We start from the raw sequence: 17,649 nt of genomic DNA, 5'->3' as shown, positions 1-17,649 counted from the left end.
CACCAGGAACACCAGGATCAGCGAGATCGTCGGGAAAATCAGGATGCCGAACGCGTTGAGCTCGGACACGAGAACGGCGGCGACGAAGGCGCCGAGGATGCTGCCAAGCCCGCCGATCACGACCACGACGAACACCTCGACGATGATGCGCAGATCCATCGCGTGATGGACCGCATCGCGCGGGATCTGCAGCGCGCCACCAAGGGCGGCGAGGAAGACGCCGACCGCGAACACCGAGGTGAACAGCCATTTCTGGTTGACGCCGAGCGCAGCCACCATGTCACGGTCCTGCGTCGCCGCGCGCACCAGGATGCCCCAGCGCGTGCGCTGGAACAGCAGCCACAGCGCGCCGAGCACGACGGGCCCAAGCACAATCAGCAACAGGTCGTAGCTCGGAATGTTCTGACCGAAGAACTCGACAGCCCCCTTGAAGCCCGGCGCGCGGCGGCCGACCAGATCGTCCGGCCCCCAGATCAGCACCACGAGATCCTCGACCATCAACGTCAGGCCGAAGGTCCCGAGCAGCTGGAACAGCTCCGGCGCGTGATAGATCCGGCGCAGCAGCACGATCTCGACGAGCACGCCGATGACGGCGACCGCAAGCGCGGCGACGACGATGCCGCCCCAGAAGCCGAGCGGGCCGGACAGGCGCTCCGTGAGCGAGAACGCCACGTAGGCGCCGAGCATGTAGAAGGCGCCGTGCGCGAAATTCACGATGCGGGTAACGCCGAAGATGATCGACAGTCCCGATGCCACCAGGAACAGCGAAGCCGCGCTGGCAAGGCCGGTCAGGAACTGGACGAAATAGAAGGCCATGGGCGGTCCGCGTGAGGGAGATCGTTTGCGACGAAAGAGCCGCGTGGACGCTCGCATGCTCATGATGAGCCGCAAGCGTGGGGTGAGGGACCTCGGCCTGAACCTGTAGATCAGGCGTCGTGTGCCCTCACCCCGCCCGCTCTCCTCCGCGGGAGGAGGAGGCAGGAAGACGTGGAGTGGACGTGGATCAGTCCTTCGGACGCAGCTTGGCGACTTCTTCGTCGCTCGGCAGATAGTCGGAGCCCTTGCGATAGACGGTGTCGACCATGATGCCCTTGCCGTCCTTCAGCGCGGTCTTGCCGACGAAAGCGCCGAGCGTCGACTGGTGATCGTTCTTGCGGAAGGTGATCTCGCCGAACGGCGACGGCACGGATAGCCCTTCCGCGGCTGCGATCAGCTTGTCCGCATCGGTCGAGCCGGCCTTGGCGAGAATAGCAGCGGCCGACTTGATGGTCTGGTAGCCGACAATCGAGCCGAGACGCGGATAGTCGTTGTACTTGGCCTGATACGCCTTGAGGAACGCGTCATGCTCCGGGGTCTTGATCGAGTACCAGGGATAGCCGGTCACGATCCAGCCTTCCGGCGTCTCCTCCTTGAGCGGATCGAGATATTCCGGCTCGCCGGTCAGGAAGCTGACGACCTTGCGGTCCTTGAACAGGCCGCGGGTGTTGCCTTCGCGGACCAGCTTCACAAGGTCGGCGCCGAAGGTGACGTTGAGGATCGCCTCCGGATTGGCGGCGGCCACGGCCTGCACCACAGGGCCGGCGTCGATCTTGCCCTGCGGCGGCCACTGCTCGTCGACCCACTGGATATCAGGACGCTTCTCCGACAGCAGCTTCTTGAACACGGCAACCGCCGACTGGCCGTATTCGTAGTTCGGCGCGATCGTCGCCCAGCGCTTGGCCGGCAGCTTGGCGGCTTCCTCCACCAGCATCGCCGCCTGCATGTAGTTCGAAGGGCGCAGGCGGAAGGTGTATTTGTTACCCTTCGACCAGGTGATGGCGTCGGTCAGCGGCTCGGCCGCCAGGAAGAACACCTTCTTCTGGTTGGCGAAGTCGCTGACGGCGAGGCCGATGTTCGACAGGAAGGTGCCCGCGAGCATCGCGACGTTCTCGCTCGACACCAGCTCGTTGGCCGCGGTCTGCGCATCGGCCGGCTTGCCGCTGTCGTCCTTGGAGACGACGACGAGCTTCTTGCCGTTGATGCCGCCGGCCGCATTGACCTCCTCGACCGCGAGCTGCCAGCCCTTGCGATAGGGCTCGGTGAACGCCGGCAGCAGCGAGTAGCTGTTGATCTCACCGATCTTGATGACGTCCTCGGCGCGCGCCGTGCCGGTAAGTCCCGCGACGGCAAGGCCCAGGCCTGCCGCAAGCATCGTTCTCCGTCGCATCCCTTCAGCCTCCATTTTGATTTGACTATTCTTGAGCATGCTCTTGTCGGAAAACCGGTACCCACTTTTCCGGAGCATGCTCGATTATCGTAGACCGTCGTCGCCCTTGATCTCGGCGACCGTGAGCCCGCCGACCCGCGGCAGCGGACGCCCGCTGTCGGTGACGGCGAGCGCGACCATGATCTCGTTGGCGCGCGGCGCGTCGTTGATCTGCACCTCCATGCCGTCGAAATGGCTGCGCACAAAGGCGGCGTCCTTATGCCCCAACGGAATGTCCAGCGTGCAGCCGACGCCGCCGCGCTTCTTCGACGACGGGATCAACGCCGCGCCCTTGCCGAGCACCTTGCGCACGGGCGCGCCCATCTTCGGATGCAGGATCGCCGCGGCATGCTCCAGCTCGCCGTCGCTGCCGACGGCCGCGGCCTTGCCGTAGCTGTGCGCGGCCGGTCCCTCGATGCCGAGCGCGGCAACCGCGCGCTTCGCCAGCATCTCGCCGAGTTCCTCGCCGATCGCGATCAGCGGCGTGAGATCCTCGACATAGCGGCCCGCAAACGGGTTCTCGATCACGGCAACAGCGGCGGCACGCCGCGTCGGCGGCGAGATGGCCTTGCCCATCTCCTGATGGACCTCCTCGACCACGGTCACGATCTTGCGGATGACGGCGCTCATCGTCGGCAGTTCCTCATGTTCCAAACCAGCATGGATCAAACCTCACGCCGCTGCCGCCCGCAACTGCGACGGACGGATGACCTCGACCGGACGCGCGCCGACGATGCGGATGTTCCCAGCGAGTTGGAGAACGGCGCCTTCGATCAGGCCGTCCGCCAGCAGGGTCTGGGCGGCTTGCTCGCCAGATGCCAGCGCGGTCGCGACATCAGCATCGCAGAGGTCTCCGACCTCGCATGTGACGAGCCGATGACCGAGATCGCTGTCCGGCTGCAACTCGTAGGCGGGACGGCGGACAACGGCGGAATGTCCGGGCAGATCGACCGCATTCCCGATGACCGTCGCTGCGGCGTCGGCCTGCGCGGCGCTGCGCGCGAGCACGGTCACCGCATCGGCGATGCCGAGCGAGAAGCTGCGGCCACGACGGCCGGAGGTAGCAACGCCTCGAATTCCATCGTTCGCGCGCAGCGTCATCCGGCGCATCGTGCCGGCGTCGTCCGGCCGATCCATCAGCCCGACGCTGAACGTCGCGGCATCCCGAAGATGCAGCGCGATGTCGCCGCCATTATTGACATAGGCGCGCGTCAGCTTCGCCGCGCTCAGCATCGCGCCGAGGATTTCTTCCGCCACCGCTCCGGCGACGGCCGCCATCGGCGTGATGAACATCTCAGCCGCAAACGGCGCCACCACCATGTGCATACGACGGGCGACGATACCAGTCAGGGAACAACGCTCACGATCAGCGGCCTTGCGCAGGTCGGGCAGCTCCGAACAGAGCTCATCGAGCAGACCCGTGAAGCGCTCCACAGCAGCGCGATAGGCGGCGCGGATCTCGGTCTCCGGACCATCAGCGCCGATGATCAGATCGATCGGCCCATCCTGCAGATGCAGCCGCCGATCAGGCAACGGTGCGATCTGGGGCTGACGGCTCATGCGCCCTGCCTCGGCCACGGCAGTTGGCGGATATCCTTGCTGACATCCTTGAGCGACGCCAGCGGCTGAACGTAGTCCATGTGGCCGCCGAGCGCCTCATAATCGGACAGCTTCATCGTGAATTCGATCGGCGCCACCAGCGCCGGCGTCGGCACGTAGCCGAAGGCGCCAGCCGGCATTTGCGTCACATCCACCATGTAGGTGATGCCGCCGCCAGGCCAGACATAGACCGGCGCACCGCCCGAGGTGACGCGCGTCAGCGCATCCTTCACCGAGCGCGTCAACCGCACCGGATTGTCGGTGACGCCGGCGCGCAGCGATCCACCGGCACCGGCCATGAACAGCACGGTGCACAATGCCGGCTCGCAGTTTTCCTGGATGCGTTCGACCGAGAACTGCAGCTCCGGCGGCATGTCGCGCTGAACGGGCTTCAAGTCGTCGTCGAGCACGTAGTAGCCGGCATGCTCGCCGGTCGTCGACACCATCAGCAGCGTCGTGCCTGGCCTTGCGGTCTTCGGATCGAACGGCCCGAGAATCGCCAGTGGATCGGAGATGTCGGTGCCGCCCCAGCCGGTGCCGGGCTGCGCGACCTGGAAGTAGCGGCCCGGCGTCGAGCGCCGGCCCTTCATCTTGATGCCGGTCGCGGGAATGTCGAGCAGCTTGCCGGCCTGGTGTTCCGACAGCACGCCAGTGATGTGATCGTCGACCACGACGACCTCGTCGACCTTGCCCTGCCACTGCTTGGCGAACATGCCGATCGTCGCCGAGCCGCAGCCGACGCGCATGCGCTCTTCCTTGACGCCGTTGACGACCGGCGGCTGCCCCGCCTGCACGATCACGGAGGCGCCGCCGTCGATGGTGAGCTCGACCGCCTTGCGATTGCTGAGGTCCATCAGCGCGTCGCAGGTGACGCGCCCCTCCTTTTTCGAGCCGCCGGTGAGATGATGCACGCCGCCGAGCGACAGCATCTGCGAGCCGTATTCACTGGTCGTGACGTGCCCGACCGCCTCGCCGTCGACACGCACGGTCGCGGCCTCCGGCCCGAGATAGCGGTCGGTGTCGATCTTCACCTTGACGCCGCAATAGCTGAAGATGCCCTCGGTCACCACGGTGACCATGTCGACACCCTCGATCTGAGACGAGACGATGAACGGCGCTGGCTTATAATCGGGATAGGTGGTGCCGGCGCCGATGGCGGTGACGAACAGCTCCGGCTGATGCACGATCTTGCCGTCCCAGTCGCCGCTGGCCTGAAACGGCACCAGCTTGCCACCATGCGACACGGTCCGCTCCAGCAGGATATGCGGATCGACGCGCACCAGCACGCCGTCCTGATTGGCGTAGCGATCGCAGGCGCCGGCCGCGCCCGGCTTGATGTAGCACATCACCGGACAGGCATCGCAGCGGATCTTGTCCCCTGCACCGTCACTCGCCGTCTCAGTCGCCATGCAGAGAAGCCCATCTTGAAGCGGATGCGGCAGCCACCAGCCTGCCCGGCCAATTCGTTCGTACACGAATGATGTCGCGCCCCTCCGCCGACTGTCAAGCGCCACCGCGCCCGAAAAGCACCTTTGCCGGATAATCGATCAGTTTGCCCTGCACAATGACGACAAATCATGCACACGCTGCACTGCGAAACGCGGTACTTGCATGTTAGTACACAAACGATACGCTCCGGGCGGATCACGATCCGATTTCGTTAACGATACCACAGCAGACGGCAGAAGGGCATGACGCCAGCAACGATTCGGCTGACGGTGAACGGACAGACGCATGACGTCGCCGCCGCGCCCGATACGCCCCTGCTCAACGTGCTGCGCAACGATCTCGCCTTGAACGGCCCGAAATACGGCTGCGGCCTCGGCGAATGCGGCGCGTGCACCGTGCTGATCGACGGCCGCGCCGCCCGCTCCTGTGTGATCCCGATCGAAGGTTGCGTCGGCCGCACCGTCGTCACGTTGGAAGGACTCGGTTCGCGCGAGGCGCCTGATCCTGTGCAGCAGGCCTTCATCGCCGAGCAGGCGGCGCAATGCGGCTATTGCCTCAACGGCATGATCATGACGACCAAGGCGCTGCTGGCGATCAAGCCCGATCCGTCGCTCCACGAGATCAAGCAGGCGCTGCGCTACAATCTGTGCCGCTGCGGCGCCCATGTCGAAATCCTGCGGGCGGCGATGCGCGCGGCCGGCCACACGCTCGAGGCGCTGGACTGATGACTGACAGCGTCGCCAAGACAGCCGATCATCCGCGCGGCGTGCTGACCGTTGAACGCAGCATTGCTGACAGCTCGTCCGAGACCTTCGTCCAAATCACGGCGTCAGGCGAGGTCTCGGCCTTCAACGGCCATGTCGACCTCGGCACGGGCATCCGCACAGCCCTGGGACAGATCGTCGCAGAAGAGCTCGACGTCTCCTTCGCCCGAGTCGTCGTCGTGCTCGGCGACACCGCCGTCGTGCCCAACCAGGGCGCAACGATCGCCAGCGAGACCATCCAGATCACCGCTGTGCCGCTGCGCAAGGCGGCCGCGCAAGCGCGCGCTTTCCTGTTGGCGCGAGCAGCAACGCAACTCAGCCTTACCGTTGAGGATCTGACAGTCGAGGACGGTCTGGTACGCGGCCCCAACAATCGCGTGCTCAGCTATGGCGAGTTGATCGGCGACGAGGCGATCCGCCTCGAATTGGCCGAGGACGTCGCCGTCAAATCGGCGGACAACTATCAGGTCGTCGGCCGATCGGTGCCACGCGTCGATCTGCCGGCCAAGGCGACCGGCGAACTCACTTACGTCCACGACGTTCGCGTCCCCGGCATGCTGCACGGCCGCGTCGTGCGCCCGCCTTATGTCGGCGTCGATGCCGGTCCCTTCATCGGCACCAGCCTGATCGGAATCGACAAGGACTCGGTGCGCGACGTTCCAGGGCTGATCGATGTTGTCGTGATCGGCGATTTCGTCGGCGTCGTCGCCGAGCGCGAGGAGCAGGCGATCCTCGCCGCCGAGCGGCTCACGGTCAACTGGAAGCCGGTGCCGACCTTGCGCGATCTCGACGACGTCGAGAACGCGCTGCGCGCCAATCCGTCAGAGCCACGCCGGCTGCTCGACAAGGGCGATGTCGACACGGCCATCGCCGGCGCCGCCAAGCCGATGCGGCGGACCTATCTCTGGCCGTATCAGATGCACGGCTCGATCGGGCCGTCCTGCGCGGTCGCCGATGTTCGCGACAGTCATATTCGCATCTATTCCGGCACGCAGAACCCCCACCTCCTGCGCGCCGATCTCGCCAGGCTGATCGACTGCTCCGAGCACCAGATCGAGCTGATCCGGCTCGAGGCCGCCGGCTGCTACGGCCGTAATTGCGCCGATGACGTCACCGCCGATGCGCTGCTGCTGTCGCGCGCGGTCGGCCGCCCTGTGCGCGTGCAGCTGACGCGCGAGCAGGAGCATGTGTGGGAGCCGAAGGGCACCGCGCAGCTGATGGACGTCAATGGCGGCCTCAATGCCGACGGCTCGGTTGCGGCCTATGAGTTCGCCACGCGCTATCCCTCGAACGGCGCGCCGACCCTGGCGCTGCTACTGACCGGCCGCATCGCGCCGGAGCCCGCCGTGTTCGAGATGGGCGACCGCACGGCCATCCCGCCATACGACTACGACCACATGCGCGTGACCGCGCATGATATGCCGCCGATCGTCCGCGCCTCCTGGATCCGCGGCGTCTCGGCGCTGCCCAACACCTTTGCGCACGAATCCTATATCGACGAGCTCGCCGCCGAGGCGGAGGTCGATCCGATCCAATACCGGCTGCGCTATCTCAAGGACGAGCGCGCGCGCGATCTCGTCAACGCCGTCGCCGAGCGCGCCGGCTGGACGCCGCGCCCCGTGCGTGAAGAGAAGACGCCGGTGGATGGCGTCGTGCACGGCCGGGGTTTCGCCTACGCGCTTTACGTCCACAGCAAGTTTCCCGGCTATGGCGCGGCGTGGTCGGCGTGGATCGCCGACGTCGCCGTCAACACCACAACCGGTGACGTCAGCGTCACACGCGTGATCGCGGGTCAGGATTCCGGCCTGATGATCAACCCGGACGGCGTGCGCCACCAGATCGAAGGCAACGTCATCCAGTCCACCAGCCGGGCACTGATGGAGGAGGTGCCGTTTTCCCGCGGCAAGGTAGCGGCGCGCGAATGGGGCGCCTATCCAATCATCACCTTTCCCGACGTGCCCAAGATCGACGTGCTGATGCTGCCGCGGCCGGACCAGCCGCCGCTTGGCGTCGGCGAATCCGCGTCGGTCCCCAGCGCCGCTGCGATCGCCAACGCGATCTATGACGCCACGGGCGTGCGCTTCCGCGAGCCGCCGTTCACGCCGGAGCGCATTCTCCGAGGCCTGCGCGGCGACCAGATCGAGCCCGTCAACCCACAACCGCTACCTGCGCCGGAGAAGCCCGCAGCCACTTGGCTGAAGCCCTTCGCCAAACGCAGCGGCGTAGTTGCCAGTGCGGTTGCGGCCTGTGCCGCAGCCATCGGCGTCGCGACCGCCGTGCTGCCTTGGCGTGCGATCGCGCCGATCACACGTCCTGATCCCTCGGTCTATTCCACAGCGACGATCGCGCGCGGCGAGGCACTCGCGGCACTCGGCAACTGTGCCGTCTGCCACACCGCTGATGGCGGCTTGATCAACGCCGGCAGCCGCGCGCTGAAGACGCCGTTCGGCACGATCTTCAGCACCAACATCACGCCGGATGTCGAGACCGGCATCGGCGCGTGGTCCTATCCCGCCTTCGAGCGCGCGATGCGCGAGGGCGTGCATCGCGACGGCCGGCAGCTCTATCCGGCGTTTCCCTACACGCATTTCGCGCGGACCAGCGACGCTGACTTGCAGGCGCTCTACGCCTATCTGATGGCGCAGCAGCCCGTGCGGCAGCAAGCGCCCGACAATCAGCTCCGCTTTCCGTTCAACCTGCGGCCGCTGGTCGCCGGATGGAAGGCGCTGTTTCACAGCACTGAAGCCTTCAAGCCTGATCCGACCCAATCAGAGCAGTGGAATCGCGGCTTCTATCTGGTCGAAAGCCTCGGCCATTGCAGCGGCTGTCATTCGCCGCGCAACACGCTCGGCGCCGAGCGGCGCAACACCTACCTCGCCGGCGGCTCCGCCGACGGCTGGGAAGCGCCGGCGCTCACCGCGCTCTCCTCAGCACCAATCCCGTGGACCGAAGACGAGCTCGCCACCTATCTCCGCACCGGCCAGTCGCGCTTCCACGGCGTGGCCGCGGGTCCGATGGCGCCGATCGTCAAGGATCTCGCCACGCTGCCCGAGGCGGATATCCGGGCGATGGCGACCTATCTCGTCTCCTTCCAGGCGCCCTCGCCCGAACAGGCGAAGCTGGAGGCGATGGCCGCCGATCTCGAAGCGCGCACCAGGGTCAGGTCCGCGTCGTCTCCAGCCGCGCGGTTCTATCTCGGCGCCTGCGCCGTCTGCCACGAAGTCGGCGGACTGCCGCTGTTCGGCAGCAGGCCCTCGCTCGCGCTCAACAGCAATCTGCACAGCGCCACGCCAGACAATCTGATCCAGGTGATCCTGCATGGAATCATGAAGCCGGCCTCCTCAGACCTCGGCTACATGCCGGCCTTCAAGGATCATCTCAGCGACGAGCAGCTCGCCGGGCTCGTCTCCTATCTCCGCGGCCAGTTCGCGCCGGACAAGCCGGCCTGGACGAACGTGGATGCCGCCGTCAGCCGCATCCGATCGGCCACGCACCGATGAGGCCGACGATGCTCCCCATGCCGCTGGCGCCGCGACCACCACCCTGACGCGCATTCGAGCATCGAATGCACCGAATTTCGTCTTGCGGCAGACGCCCGGCCGCTTCTAGAATTTGGCACTACGTTCCGAAAAATGGAACAAACGGTATCATCATGAGCGCCCTGACCAACGCCATCGACATCCTTCGCTGCTTTTCCACCACGCGGCCCGACCTCTCCTTCGCCGACGTTCAGGTCCTGACTGGAAAGCCGAAGAGCTCGACCTCCCGCCTGCTCCGTTCGCTGCGCGATTGCGGCCTGCTCGAGCAGGACCCGCACAGCCGCCGCTATCGCCCCGGCCTGCTGACCTTCGAACTCGGCCGCCTGCATCGCGCCCATGACGACCTGATCGCCACCGCCGAGCGCGAGCTGCGCGACGTCTGCGCGCGCACCGGTCACACCGGCTACATCGCCGTGCTCGACGGCTATCAGCAGGTCGTTCTGCGCATCGTCCCCGGCTCCAATCCGCTGCGCGTGGTCAATCCGCCGGGCCAGCGCACGCCCGCGATCATCACCTCCAACGGCCGCGCCATGCTGGCCCGCCTGTCGGACCAGGAGATCCGCGCGCGCGTGCCGCTCGACTATCCCAAGGTGCCCGGCAACTCGCCGCAGAACTTCACCGAGCTGATGGCGCGGCTGAACGAGATCCGTCGCAGCGGCATCTCCGACGCGGCCGACGAGGCCATCGAAGGCGTCGGCTCGCAGGGCTTCGCGCTGGCCAGCGGCGAGAGCGGCGAGCTGATCGGCATCGCCGTTTCCTATTCGGTGCAGGCCACCACCGAGCTCGAGCGCGCCAATGTCAGGCGCGAGCTCGGCGCGATGGCCGCGAAGCTGCGGCGCATGACCGGCGATCCGCTGGGACAGACCATCGAGCAGCTGGCCGGACTGGCGTCCTGATGCGAGCTGCCAGCGCGCCGCGCATCAACAGCATGGCGCTGTTGATCCTGCCGAGCACGCTGCTGTTCGCGCTGTTCTTCTTCCTGCCGATCGGGCTGATGGCTGTCATGAGCGCACTGACCGGCAATCCGGTGGTCATGCCGAACGTCGCCATCACCGCCAAGCATTACGCCCGCATGGGCCATGACGGCTATTATCTGGAGGTGATCTGGACCACGATCCGCATCGGCCTGTGGACCACTTTGGCGTCGCTGCTGGTCGGCTATCCGCTCGCGCATTGGATGGCGCGGATCAGGAGCCGCACCGGCCATGCACTGCTATTGATGGCCGTGCTGGCGCCGATGCTCACCGGCATCGTCGTGCGCACCTTCGCCTGGATGACGCTGCTGTCGGACAAGGGCGTCATCAACCAGATCCTGATCTCGCTCGGGCTGATCACGACGCCCCTGCAGCTGATGTACAACGAGACCGGCATCATCATCGGACTCGTTCACATCTACGTCCCTTTCATGGTGCTGACCCTGACCGGCGTGATTGGCCGCATCGACGAGCGGCTGGAGCAGGCAGCGGAGAATCTCGGCGCCAGCCCGTGGCGCGCCTTCATCGAGGTCACCCTGCCGCTCAGTCTGCCCGGCATCCTCGCCGGCTCGCTGCTCGTGTTCGCACTGGCGATCAGCGCCTATGTGACGCCGATCCTGCTCGGCGGCTTCCAGATCATGACCCTGCCGATCCTGATCTATCAGCAGATCTCGGCGAACTTCAACGTCGGCTTCGCCGCGGCGCTCGGCATGGTGCTGCTGGTCATTTCGCTCTCGCTCGTCATCGCCTATAATCATGTGCTCGGCCTCGTCTCGGGACAGCGCGAGCTGCAATGAGGGCTGACATGACGAGCCTTGCTCCGGGATCGCAGCGTCCGCTGGCTGCACCGACCGATCGCACGAACGCGCCGGCTCTGCGCAGCCGGACGCTGCCCCTCCGCTGGGGCCGCAAGCTTTACCTTGCAGCCAACATCGCGATCCTCGTCTTCCTGCTGACGCCGATCGCCATCGTGATCGTGTTCGCCCTGAACCCGACGCCGTTCATCCAGTTTCCGCCGGTCGGCGCGTCCTTGCGCTGGTTCGAGAAGTTCTTCGCCTCGCGCGACTTCATGCATGCGCTGCTGTTCAGCCTCGAAGTGGCGGCGATGACGACCGTCGCGTCCACCGTGCTCGGCGCCTCCGCCGCGCTGGCGATCGCTCGCGGCAATCTTCCCGGCTCGCGGCTGATCGTGGCCACGATGCTGTCGCCGTTGATGCTGCCCGCGATCCTCACCGGCCTGGCGCTGTTCCAGTCCTACGTCCTGCTCGACGTCGGTCGTCCGCTGTGGGGTCTCGTGGCGGGCCACACGCTCGTGACCATCCCTTACGTCGTCAGGACGACGCTTGCGGTGTTGCATAATTTTGATGTGAGGCTGGAGGAGGCCGCGCAGAATCTCGGCGCGAGCCCGACCCGCACCTTCTTCGAAGTCACCTTGCCTCTGGTGAAGCCGGGCGTACTGGCGGGCGCGATCTTCGCGTTCATCGTGTCGTTCGATCAGTTTCCCGTCTCGCTGTTCCTGGTTGCACCGGGCAGCGAGACCCTGCCGGTCGCGCTCTTCAACTATCTCAAGTTCGATCTCGACGGCACCATCGGCGCCGCCTCGGTCGTCTCGATCCTGCTCGCCTTCACCGTCGTCCTCGCACTCGACCGCACCGTCGGCCTACGCTCCTACGTGAAACTCTGATGGAGACCTTCGACATGACCGTCTCGCCGCATCGCTTCCCCCTCAGCCGCCGGCGCCTGCTGACCGCGGCAGTCACGCTCGGCGCCGGCGTGATCGCCGCGCCTTATGTCGCGCGCGCCGAGGAGCCGGTGCTGAACGTCACCGGCTGGGGCGGCAAATGGGGCGACGTGATGAAGGCCGAGATCGGCCCGGCCTTCGAGGCCGAGTTCAAGTGCAAGCTAAAGACCGACACCGCTTTGCCGTTCCTGCCGAAGCTGCAGGCAAGCTCGCGCTCGGCACCGATCTACGACGTGCTGCACACCAACTCCAACGAGCAATGGGCGGCCGTCGAGATGGGCCTCGTCGAGCCCAAGGTCGATCCGAAGCTGGTGCCGAACATCGCCGACGTCTATCCGTATGCCGTCAGCGACAAGATCGTCGGCGTCTGCATCTTCACCAGCGCCATCGGTCTGGGCATGCGCACCGACAAGGGCTATGGCAGCATCACGTCGTGGAAAGACTATTGGGACGCCAAGTTCAACGGCGCGCGCGGCGGCTACGTCATCCCGGCCAACAGCCTGGGACAGGCGTTCGTGATGATGTGCGGATCGCTTTACGGCAAGGGGCAGACCGATCTCGATGCCGCTTATGCCGCCTTGGAGAAGCTGAAGCCGATCAAGCTGGTCGACTTCACCGGCGCGATGGAGAAGCTGATCCTGTCCGGCGAGGCAGGCATCGGCATCCTCCACGATTCCGGCATCTATCGCTACGACGGCCAGAACCAGCCGGTCGACTTCGTGACGCCGAGCGAGGGCGTGCTCTCGCTGGAGCAGGTGCTGAGCATCACGCCGGGCAGCAAGGTGAAGGAGCTCGGCAATGCCTATATCAACTACATGCTGCGCCCCGAGGTTCAGAAGCGCCTCGCCGAAACCGTGTGGTACTCGCCGGCCAACAACAAGGTGAAGCTCGACGCCAAGTATGACGCGAAGCTGCTGACCACGCCCGAGAAGGTCGGCAAGCTGATCCAGGTCGACTGGAAGTGGTACAACGCGCGGAAGGACGAGATCGACAGCCGGGTCAACCGGATCTTCCGCGCATGAGCGCTGCCATCGAGATCGCCTCGGTCAGCAAGATCTACGACGGCGGCGTTCGCGCCGTCGACTCTGTTGCCATGGACATCAGGCCCGGAGAGTTCTTTTCCCTGCTCGGCCCGTCCGGCTGCGGCAAGACGACGACCCTGCGCATGATCGCCGGCTTCGACAGCCCGAGCGCGGGCGAGATCCGCGTCGACGGCGCCGACATCACGCATGTGCCCGCGCATAAGCGCGACATGGCGATGGTGTTCCAGAACTACGCGTTGTTTCCGCACCGGACCGTGGCCGAGAACGTCGCCTTCGGCCTGCGCATGCGCAAGATCGACAAGACGACGATCGCTGCCAAGGTGAAGTCGGCGCTGGCCATGGTGGAACTGTCCGGCATGGACGATCGCAGGCCGGCGCAGCTCTCCGGCGGCCAGCAGCAGCGCGTTGCGCTGGCACGGGCCATCGTGATCTCGCCGCGCGTCCTGCTGTGCGACGAGCCGCTCGGTGCGCTCGACAAGAAACTCCGGCAGCAGATGCAGTTCGAGCTGAAGCAGCTGCAGAAGAACCTCGGCGTGACCCTCGTGTTCGTGACCCACGACCAGGAAGAGGCGCTGGCGATGTCGGACCGCATCGCGGTCATGAATGCCGGCCGCGTCGAGCAGATCGGCACGCCCGCCGAAATCTACGACCAGCCGCGGACGCGGTTCGTGGCCGACTTCATCGGCGACACCAACATTTTTCGAGGCCAGCGTGTGGCGATCGACCATGGCTCCGGCATCGCGGTCGGCAATGGCCTCGTGCTGGCATTGCCGGTCACTGCCGCGGCCGCAGATGGCGACGTGCTCGCGGTGGCGCTGCGTCCCGAAAAGATGACGGTGTCCACAACCGATGCCGGTGAGACTCAAGGCAAGGGCAGCTCGGCGCGGGGCACCGTCGAGAGCACCAATTTCCTCGGCGGCGCCGTGCTCTACCGCATCGTGCTGGAGAGCGGCCAGCGCGTGCTGGCGCAACAGCCGAACTCCGGCGCCGCTCCGCTCCATCGACCAGGCCAAGCGATCACGCTCGGCTGGCGTCCGGCCGATCTCGTGATTCTTGAGGATTGATAGTGTGAAGGCGATATTTTCAAACCTGATCGCAGCCCTAGCCGCAGGACGGCTTTGCCGCAGCTCGCGGGAGCGCAATTCGTGAGCGTTGCCGAGATGACGACGATCAGCATCGACGACATCGAGGCGCTCGCGGTCGGCGCCTGGATCCTCGGGACCGGCGGCGGCGGCAGCCCCTATCTCGGCCTGCTCAATCTGCGCCGGCTCTATGCCGAGGGCCATCGCGTGCACATGATGTCGCCGCTCGATCTCGCCGACAACGATTGGGTCGCCGTGGTCTCCAACATGGGCGCCCCTTTGGTCGGCCAGGAGCGGCTCGCCGACAGCCGCAGCATCGCGCGCGCCGTGCGCATGCAGGAGGAGATCAACAGCATCAAGTTTCGAGCCGTGATGTCGGTCGAGATCGGCGGCGGCAACGGCATGCAGGCGCTGATGGCGGCCGCGCATCTCGGCATTCCCGTGGTCGACGCCGACTGCATGGGCCGCGCCTTTCCCGAGGCGCAGATGACGTCGGTGGCGATCGGCGATCTCAAGCCCTATCCCTGCACGCTGTATGATCCGCGCGGCATCGAGGCGGTCGTCACCAAGGTGCCCTCGTGGAAGTGGATGGAGCGCGCCAGCCGCAAGATCTGCGTCGAGATGGGCTCGATCGCCTCGACCAGCAAGGCGCCGCGCACGGGCCGCGAGGTCAAGGACTGGGGCATCCACTTCACCACCACCAAGGCCATCGCGATCGGCCGCGCGGTCGACGCCGCAAACCGGAGCCACCAGGATCCGATCGCGGCGGTCCTTGACTGCGAAGGCGGCCAGCGGCTGTTCACCGGCAAGATCGTCGACGTCGAGCGCCGCACCACCGAAGGCTTTTTGCGCGGCTCCGCCGTCGTGGAAGGCAGCGACGACGACCGTGGCACGCAGCTCAAGCTGTCGTTCCAGAACGAGTGGATCGTGGCTTGGCGCGGCGACGAGGCGATCGCGATGTCGCCGGACCTGATCTGCGTGCTCGACAGCGTCAACGGCCACGGCATCGGCACCGAGACCGTGCGCTACGGCCAGCGCGTCACGGTGATCGCCCTGCCCGCGCCCGCGGTGCTGACCAGCGCGCGGGGTCTCGATTTCGTCGGCCCCCGCGCCTTCGGTTACGACCTCGATTTCCGGTCGCTGTTTGCGCCCCCTGGAGCAGTGTGAATGAAGCGGATTGGCATTGACGTCGGTGGCACCAACACCGACGCGGTCTTGATTGCCGACGACAAGGTCGTGCACTCGGTCAAGGCCGCCACCACCGCCGACGTCACCTCCGGCATCCTCGCCGCGCTGAAGGCGCTGCGCGACAATCCCGCGGCGGCGGTGCCGGTCGATGCGGTCGTGATCGGCACCACGCATTTCATCAATGCGGTGGTGCAGCGGCGGCACCTGCAGAGGATCGGCGCCGTCAGGATCGGCATGCCGGCGTCCGCCTCGCTGCCGCCGTTCTGCGACTGGCCGGCGGATCTGGGCGCGCTGGTCAGCGGTGAGACGTTCATGCTCGAGGGCGGTCATGACTATGACGGTCGCCCCTTCATGCCGCTCGACATCGACGGGTTGAAGGCGGCCGCGCGCGCGATCAAGGCCAAGGGGCTGCGCTCGGTCGCCGTCGCCTCGTCATTCTCGCCGCTCGATCCGAGCTGCGAGAACATCGCGCGCGAGATCTTCGCCGAGATCTGCCCCGACGTGGCGGTCACGCTGTCGCACGACCTCGGCCGCATCGGCCTGTTGGAGCGCGAGAACGCCGCCCTCCTCAACGCCGCGCTCCACGACCTCGCCGTCACCACGGTGGCGGCCTTCCGCAAGGCGATCGCCGACTCTGGCATCGATGCGCCGCTGTTCCTGACGCAGAACGACGGCACCGTGATGCAGGCGGAAATCGCGACCGCCTTTCCGGTCATGAGCTTCGCCTCCGGCGCCACCAACTCGATGCGGGGCGCCGCGTATCTCTCCGGCCTGGACGACGCGATGGTCGTCGACGTGGGCGGCACCACCAGCGACATCGGCCAGCTGCGCCACGGCTTTCCGCGCGAGGCCAACGCCGTTGTCGAGGTCGGCGGCGTGCGAACCCTATTCCGCATGCCCGACCTGCTCTCGATCGGCCTCGGCGGCGGCAGCCATGTCGACGAGAACCCGGTCCGCGTCGGCCCGGTCAGCGTCGGATATCGGCTGACATCCGACGCGCTCGTGTTCGGCGGCCACCAGCTCACCGCCACCGACATCGCCGTTGCCGCCGGGCTGATCGACATCGGCGACCGCGCGCGCGTGGCGCATCTGCCCAAGCACCTCATCGGCGCCGCGCTCGCTGACGCGCATCGCAAGCTCGAGGGCGACATCGACCGGATGAAGACCGAGGCCGGCGACGTGCCGCTGCTGGCGGTCGGCGGCGGCGCCTTCCTGGTGCCGGAGCGGCTGGCCGGCATCTCCGAGATCGTCCGCGTCCCGCATGGCGACTGCGCCAATGCGGTCGGCGCCGCCATCGCGCAAGTGTCCGGCGAGGCCGACCAGGTGTTCCGCGACATGACCCGCGACGAGGCCATTGCCGCTACCCGCGGCATTGCCGAGGACCGCGCGGTGCAGGCGGGCGCCGCGCGCGAAACGCTCAAGACGGTCGACGTCGAGGACATGCCGATCGCCTACCTCCCCGGCAATGCGCTGCGCGTTCGCGTCCGCGTCGCCGGCGCCATCGCCGCGCCTGACATCGGCGCGGCGGCGTAGCTCATGCCAGCTCCGCGAGCCTGATCACCCCCGCCTCCGCGCCTTGCGCCTTCGCCGCCGCCATCGAGCCGCCGAGATCGATGCCGCGGCAGGCATTGTCGATCACAACAGCCGCGAAGCCGAGCCGGCGCGCGTCGACGGCCGAATAGTGCACGCAGAAATCGGTCGCGAGCCCGACCAGAAACACCCGCTTCAGGCCGCGCTCGCGCAAATATCCGGCGAGGCCGGTGGCCGTGGTCTTGTCGTTCTCGAAGAACGCGGAATAGGAGTCGATCGCCGCGCGAAAACCCTTGCGGATGACCAGCTGCGCCTTGTCGGTCGCGAGATCCGGATGAAACGCCGCGCCTTTCGTGCCCTGGATGCAGTGGTCCGGCCACAACGTTTGCGGCCCATAGGGCATCGTGATGCTCTCGGACGGCGCCTTGCCGGGATGGCTGGAGGCGAACGAGCTGTGGCCCGCCGGATGCCAGTCCTGGGTCAGCACGATATGAT

At 66.5% G+C, this 17,649-nt stretch carries 15 protein-coding genes; 9 read left to right on the top strand and 6 right to left on the bottom strand.

Annotation, left to right across the window (positions count from 1 at the left end; genetic code table 11):
- From BRAO375_RS00495 to BRAO375_RS00475, 5 genes are all read right to left on the bottom strand, one after another.
- Positions 1-816 (bottom strand): branched-chain amino acid ABC transporter permease (locus BRAO375_RS00495; protein WP_035638178.1); only part of this gene is annotated, 816 nt, incomplete at its 3' end.
- Positions 817-1,003: 187 nt separating this feature from the next.
- Positions 1,004-2,206, bottom strand: coding sequence for an ABC transporter substrate-binding protein (locus BRAO375_RS00490; protein WP_035638176.1), 1,203 nt, complete (start codon positions 2,204-2,206; stop codon positions 1,004-1,006).
- An 84-nt stretch (positions 2,207-2,290) separates the two neighbouring features.
- Complete coding sequence (locus BRAO375_RS00485; protein ID WP_009025474.1) at positions 2,291-2,875, bottom strand: amino acid synthesis family protein; 585 nt, start codon at positions 2,873-2,875, stop codon at positions 2,291-2,293.
- A 42-nt stretch (positions 2,876-2,917) separates the two neighbouring features.
- The gene (locus BRAO375_RS00480; protein WP_009025473.1) at positions 2,918-3,805 is read right to left on the bottom strand and encodes a UPF0280 family protein; all 888 of its coding nucleotides are present in this window, start codon (positions 3,803-3,805) and stop codon (positions 2,918-2,920) included.
- Positions 3,802-5,253 carry a hypothetical protein gene (locus BRAO375_RS00475; protein WP_009025472.1) on the bottom strand — a complete coding sequence of 484 codons (1,452 nt, stop codon included), beginning with the start codon at positions 5,251-5,253 and terminating at the stop codon, positions 3,802-3,804. The genes BRAO375_RS00480 and BRAO375_RS00475 overlap by 4 nt, the downstream gene beginning before the upstream one ends.
- Before the next feature lie 282 nt (positions 5,254-5,535).
- On the opposite strand from BRAO375_RS00475, the gene BRAO375_RS00470 reads away from it, so the two are divergent.
- The 9 genes from BRAO375_RS00470 to BRAO375_RS00430 all read left to right on the top strand — a co-directional run bounded on the left by BRAO375_RS00470 (position 5,536) and on the right by BRAO375_RS00430 (position 17,157).
- The gene (locus BRAO375_RS00470; protein WP_009025471.1) at positions 5,536-6,018 is read left to right on the top strand and encodes a (2Fe-2S)-binding protein; all 483 of its coding nucleotides are present in this window, start codon (positions 5,536-5,538) and stop codon (positions 6,016-6,018) included.
- The gene (locus BRAO375_RS00465; protein ID WP_009025470.1) at positions 6,018-9,557 is read left to right on the top strand and encodes a molybdopterin cofactor-binding domain-containing protein; all 3,540 of its coding nucleotides are present in this window, start codon (positions 6,018-6,020) and stop codon (positions 9,555-9,557) included. The genes BRAO375_RS00470 and BRAO375_RS00465 overlap by 1 nt, the downstream gene beginning before the upstream one ends.
- 152 nt (positions 9,558-9,709) lie before the next feature.
- Positions 9,710-10,492: an IclR family transcriptional regulator gene (locus tag BRAO375_RS00460; protein WP_009025469.1), complete on the top strand. Its 783-nt coding sequence runs from the start codon at positions 9,710-9,712 to the stop codon at positions 10,490-10,492.
- Positions 10,492-11,367, top strand: a complete 876-nt coding sequence (locus tag BRAO375_RS00455) for an ABC transporter permease (RefSeq protein ID WP_009025468.1) — start codon at positions 10,492-10,494, stop codon at positions 11,365-11,367. Before BRAO375_RS00460 ends, BRAO375_RS00455 begins: the two co-directional genes overlap by 1 nt.
- Positions 11,368-11,375: 8 nt before the next feature.
- Positions 11,376-12,254, top strand: a complete 879-nt coding sequence (locus tag BRAO375_RS00450; RefSeq protein WP_139031266.1) for an ABC transporter permease — start codon at positions 11,376-11,378, stop codon at positions 12,252-12,254.
- A 14-nt stretch (positions 12,255-12,268) separates the two neighbouring features.
- The gene (locus tag BRAO375_RS00445; RefSeq protein ID WP_009025466.1) at positions 12,269-13,333 is read left to right on the top strand and encodes an extracellular solute-binding protein; all 1,065 of its coding nucleotides are present in this window, start codon (positions 12,269-12,271) and stop codon (positions 13,331-13,333) included.
- On the top strand, positions 13,330-14,418 hold the full coding sequence (locus BRAO375_RS00440; RefSeq protein WP_009025465.1) for an ABC transporter ATP-binding protein: 1,089 nt from the start codon (positions 13,330-13,332) through the stop codon (positions 14,416-14,418). The genes BRAO375_RS00445 and BRAO375_RS00440 overlap by 4 nt, the downstream gene beginning before the upstream one ends.
- Positions 14,419-14,499: 81 nt before the next feature.
- Positions 14,500-15,603, top strand: coding sequence for an S-methyl thiohydantoin desulfurase family protein (locus tag BRAO375_RS00435; protein ID WP_009025464.1), 1,104 nt, complete (start codon positions 14,500-14,502; stop codon positions 15,601-15,603).
- Positions 15,604-17,157, top strand: a complete 1,554-nt coding sequence (locus BRAO375_RS00430) for a hydantoinase/oxoprolinase N-terminal domain-containing protein (protein WP_009025463.1) — start codon at positions 15,604-15,606, stop codon at positions 17,155-17,157.
- Between the two features lies 1 nt (position 17,158).
- Here BRAO375_RS00430 and BRAO375_RS00425 read toward each other — a convergent pair.
- A partial coding sequence (locus BRAO375_RS00425) for a nicotinamidase (RefSeq protein WP_035638172.1) occupies positions 17,159-17,649 on the bottom strand: 491 nt, incomplete at its 5' end.

It is taken from the genome of Bradyrhizobium sp. ORS 375, from assembly GCF_000239775.1.
GTDB lineage: Bacteria > Pseudomonadota > Alphaproteobacteria > Rhizobiales > Xanthobacteraceae > Bradyrhizobium.
The sequence above is the reverse complement of the archived record's forward strand: the minus strand, read 5'-3'. Positions and strand labels throughout refer to the sequence as shown.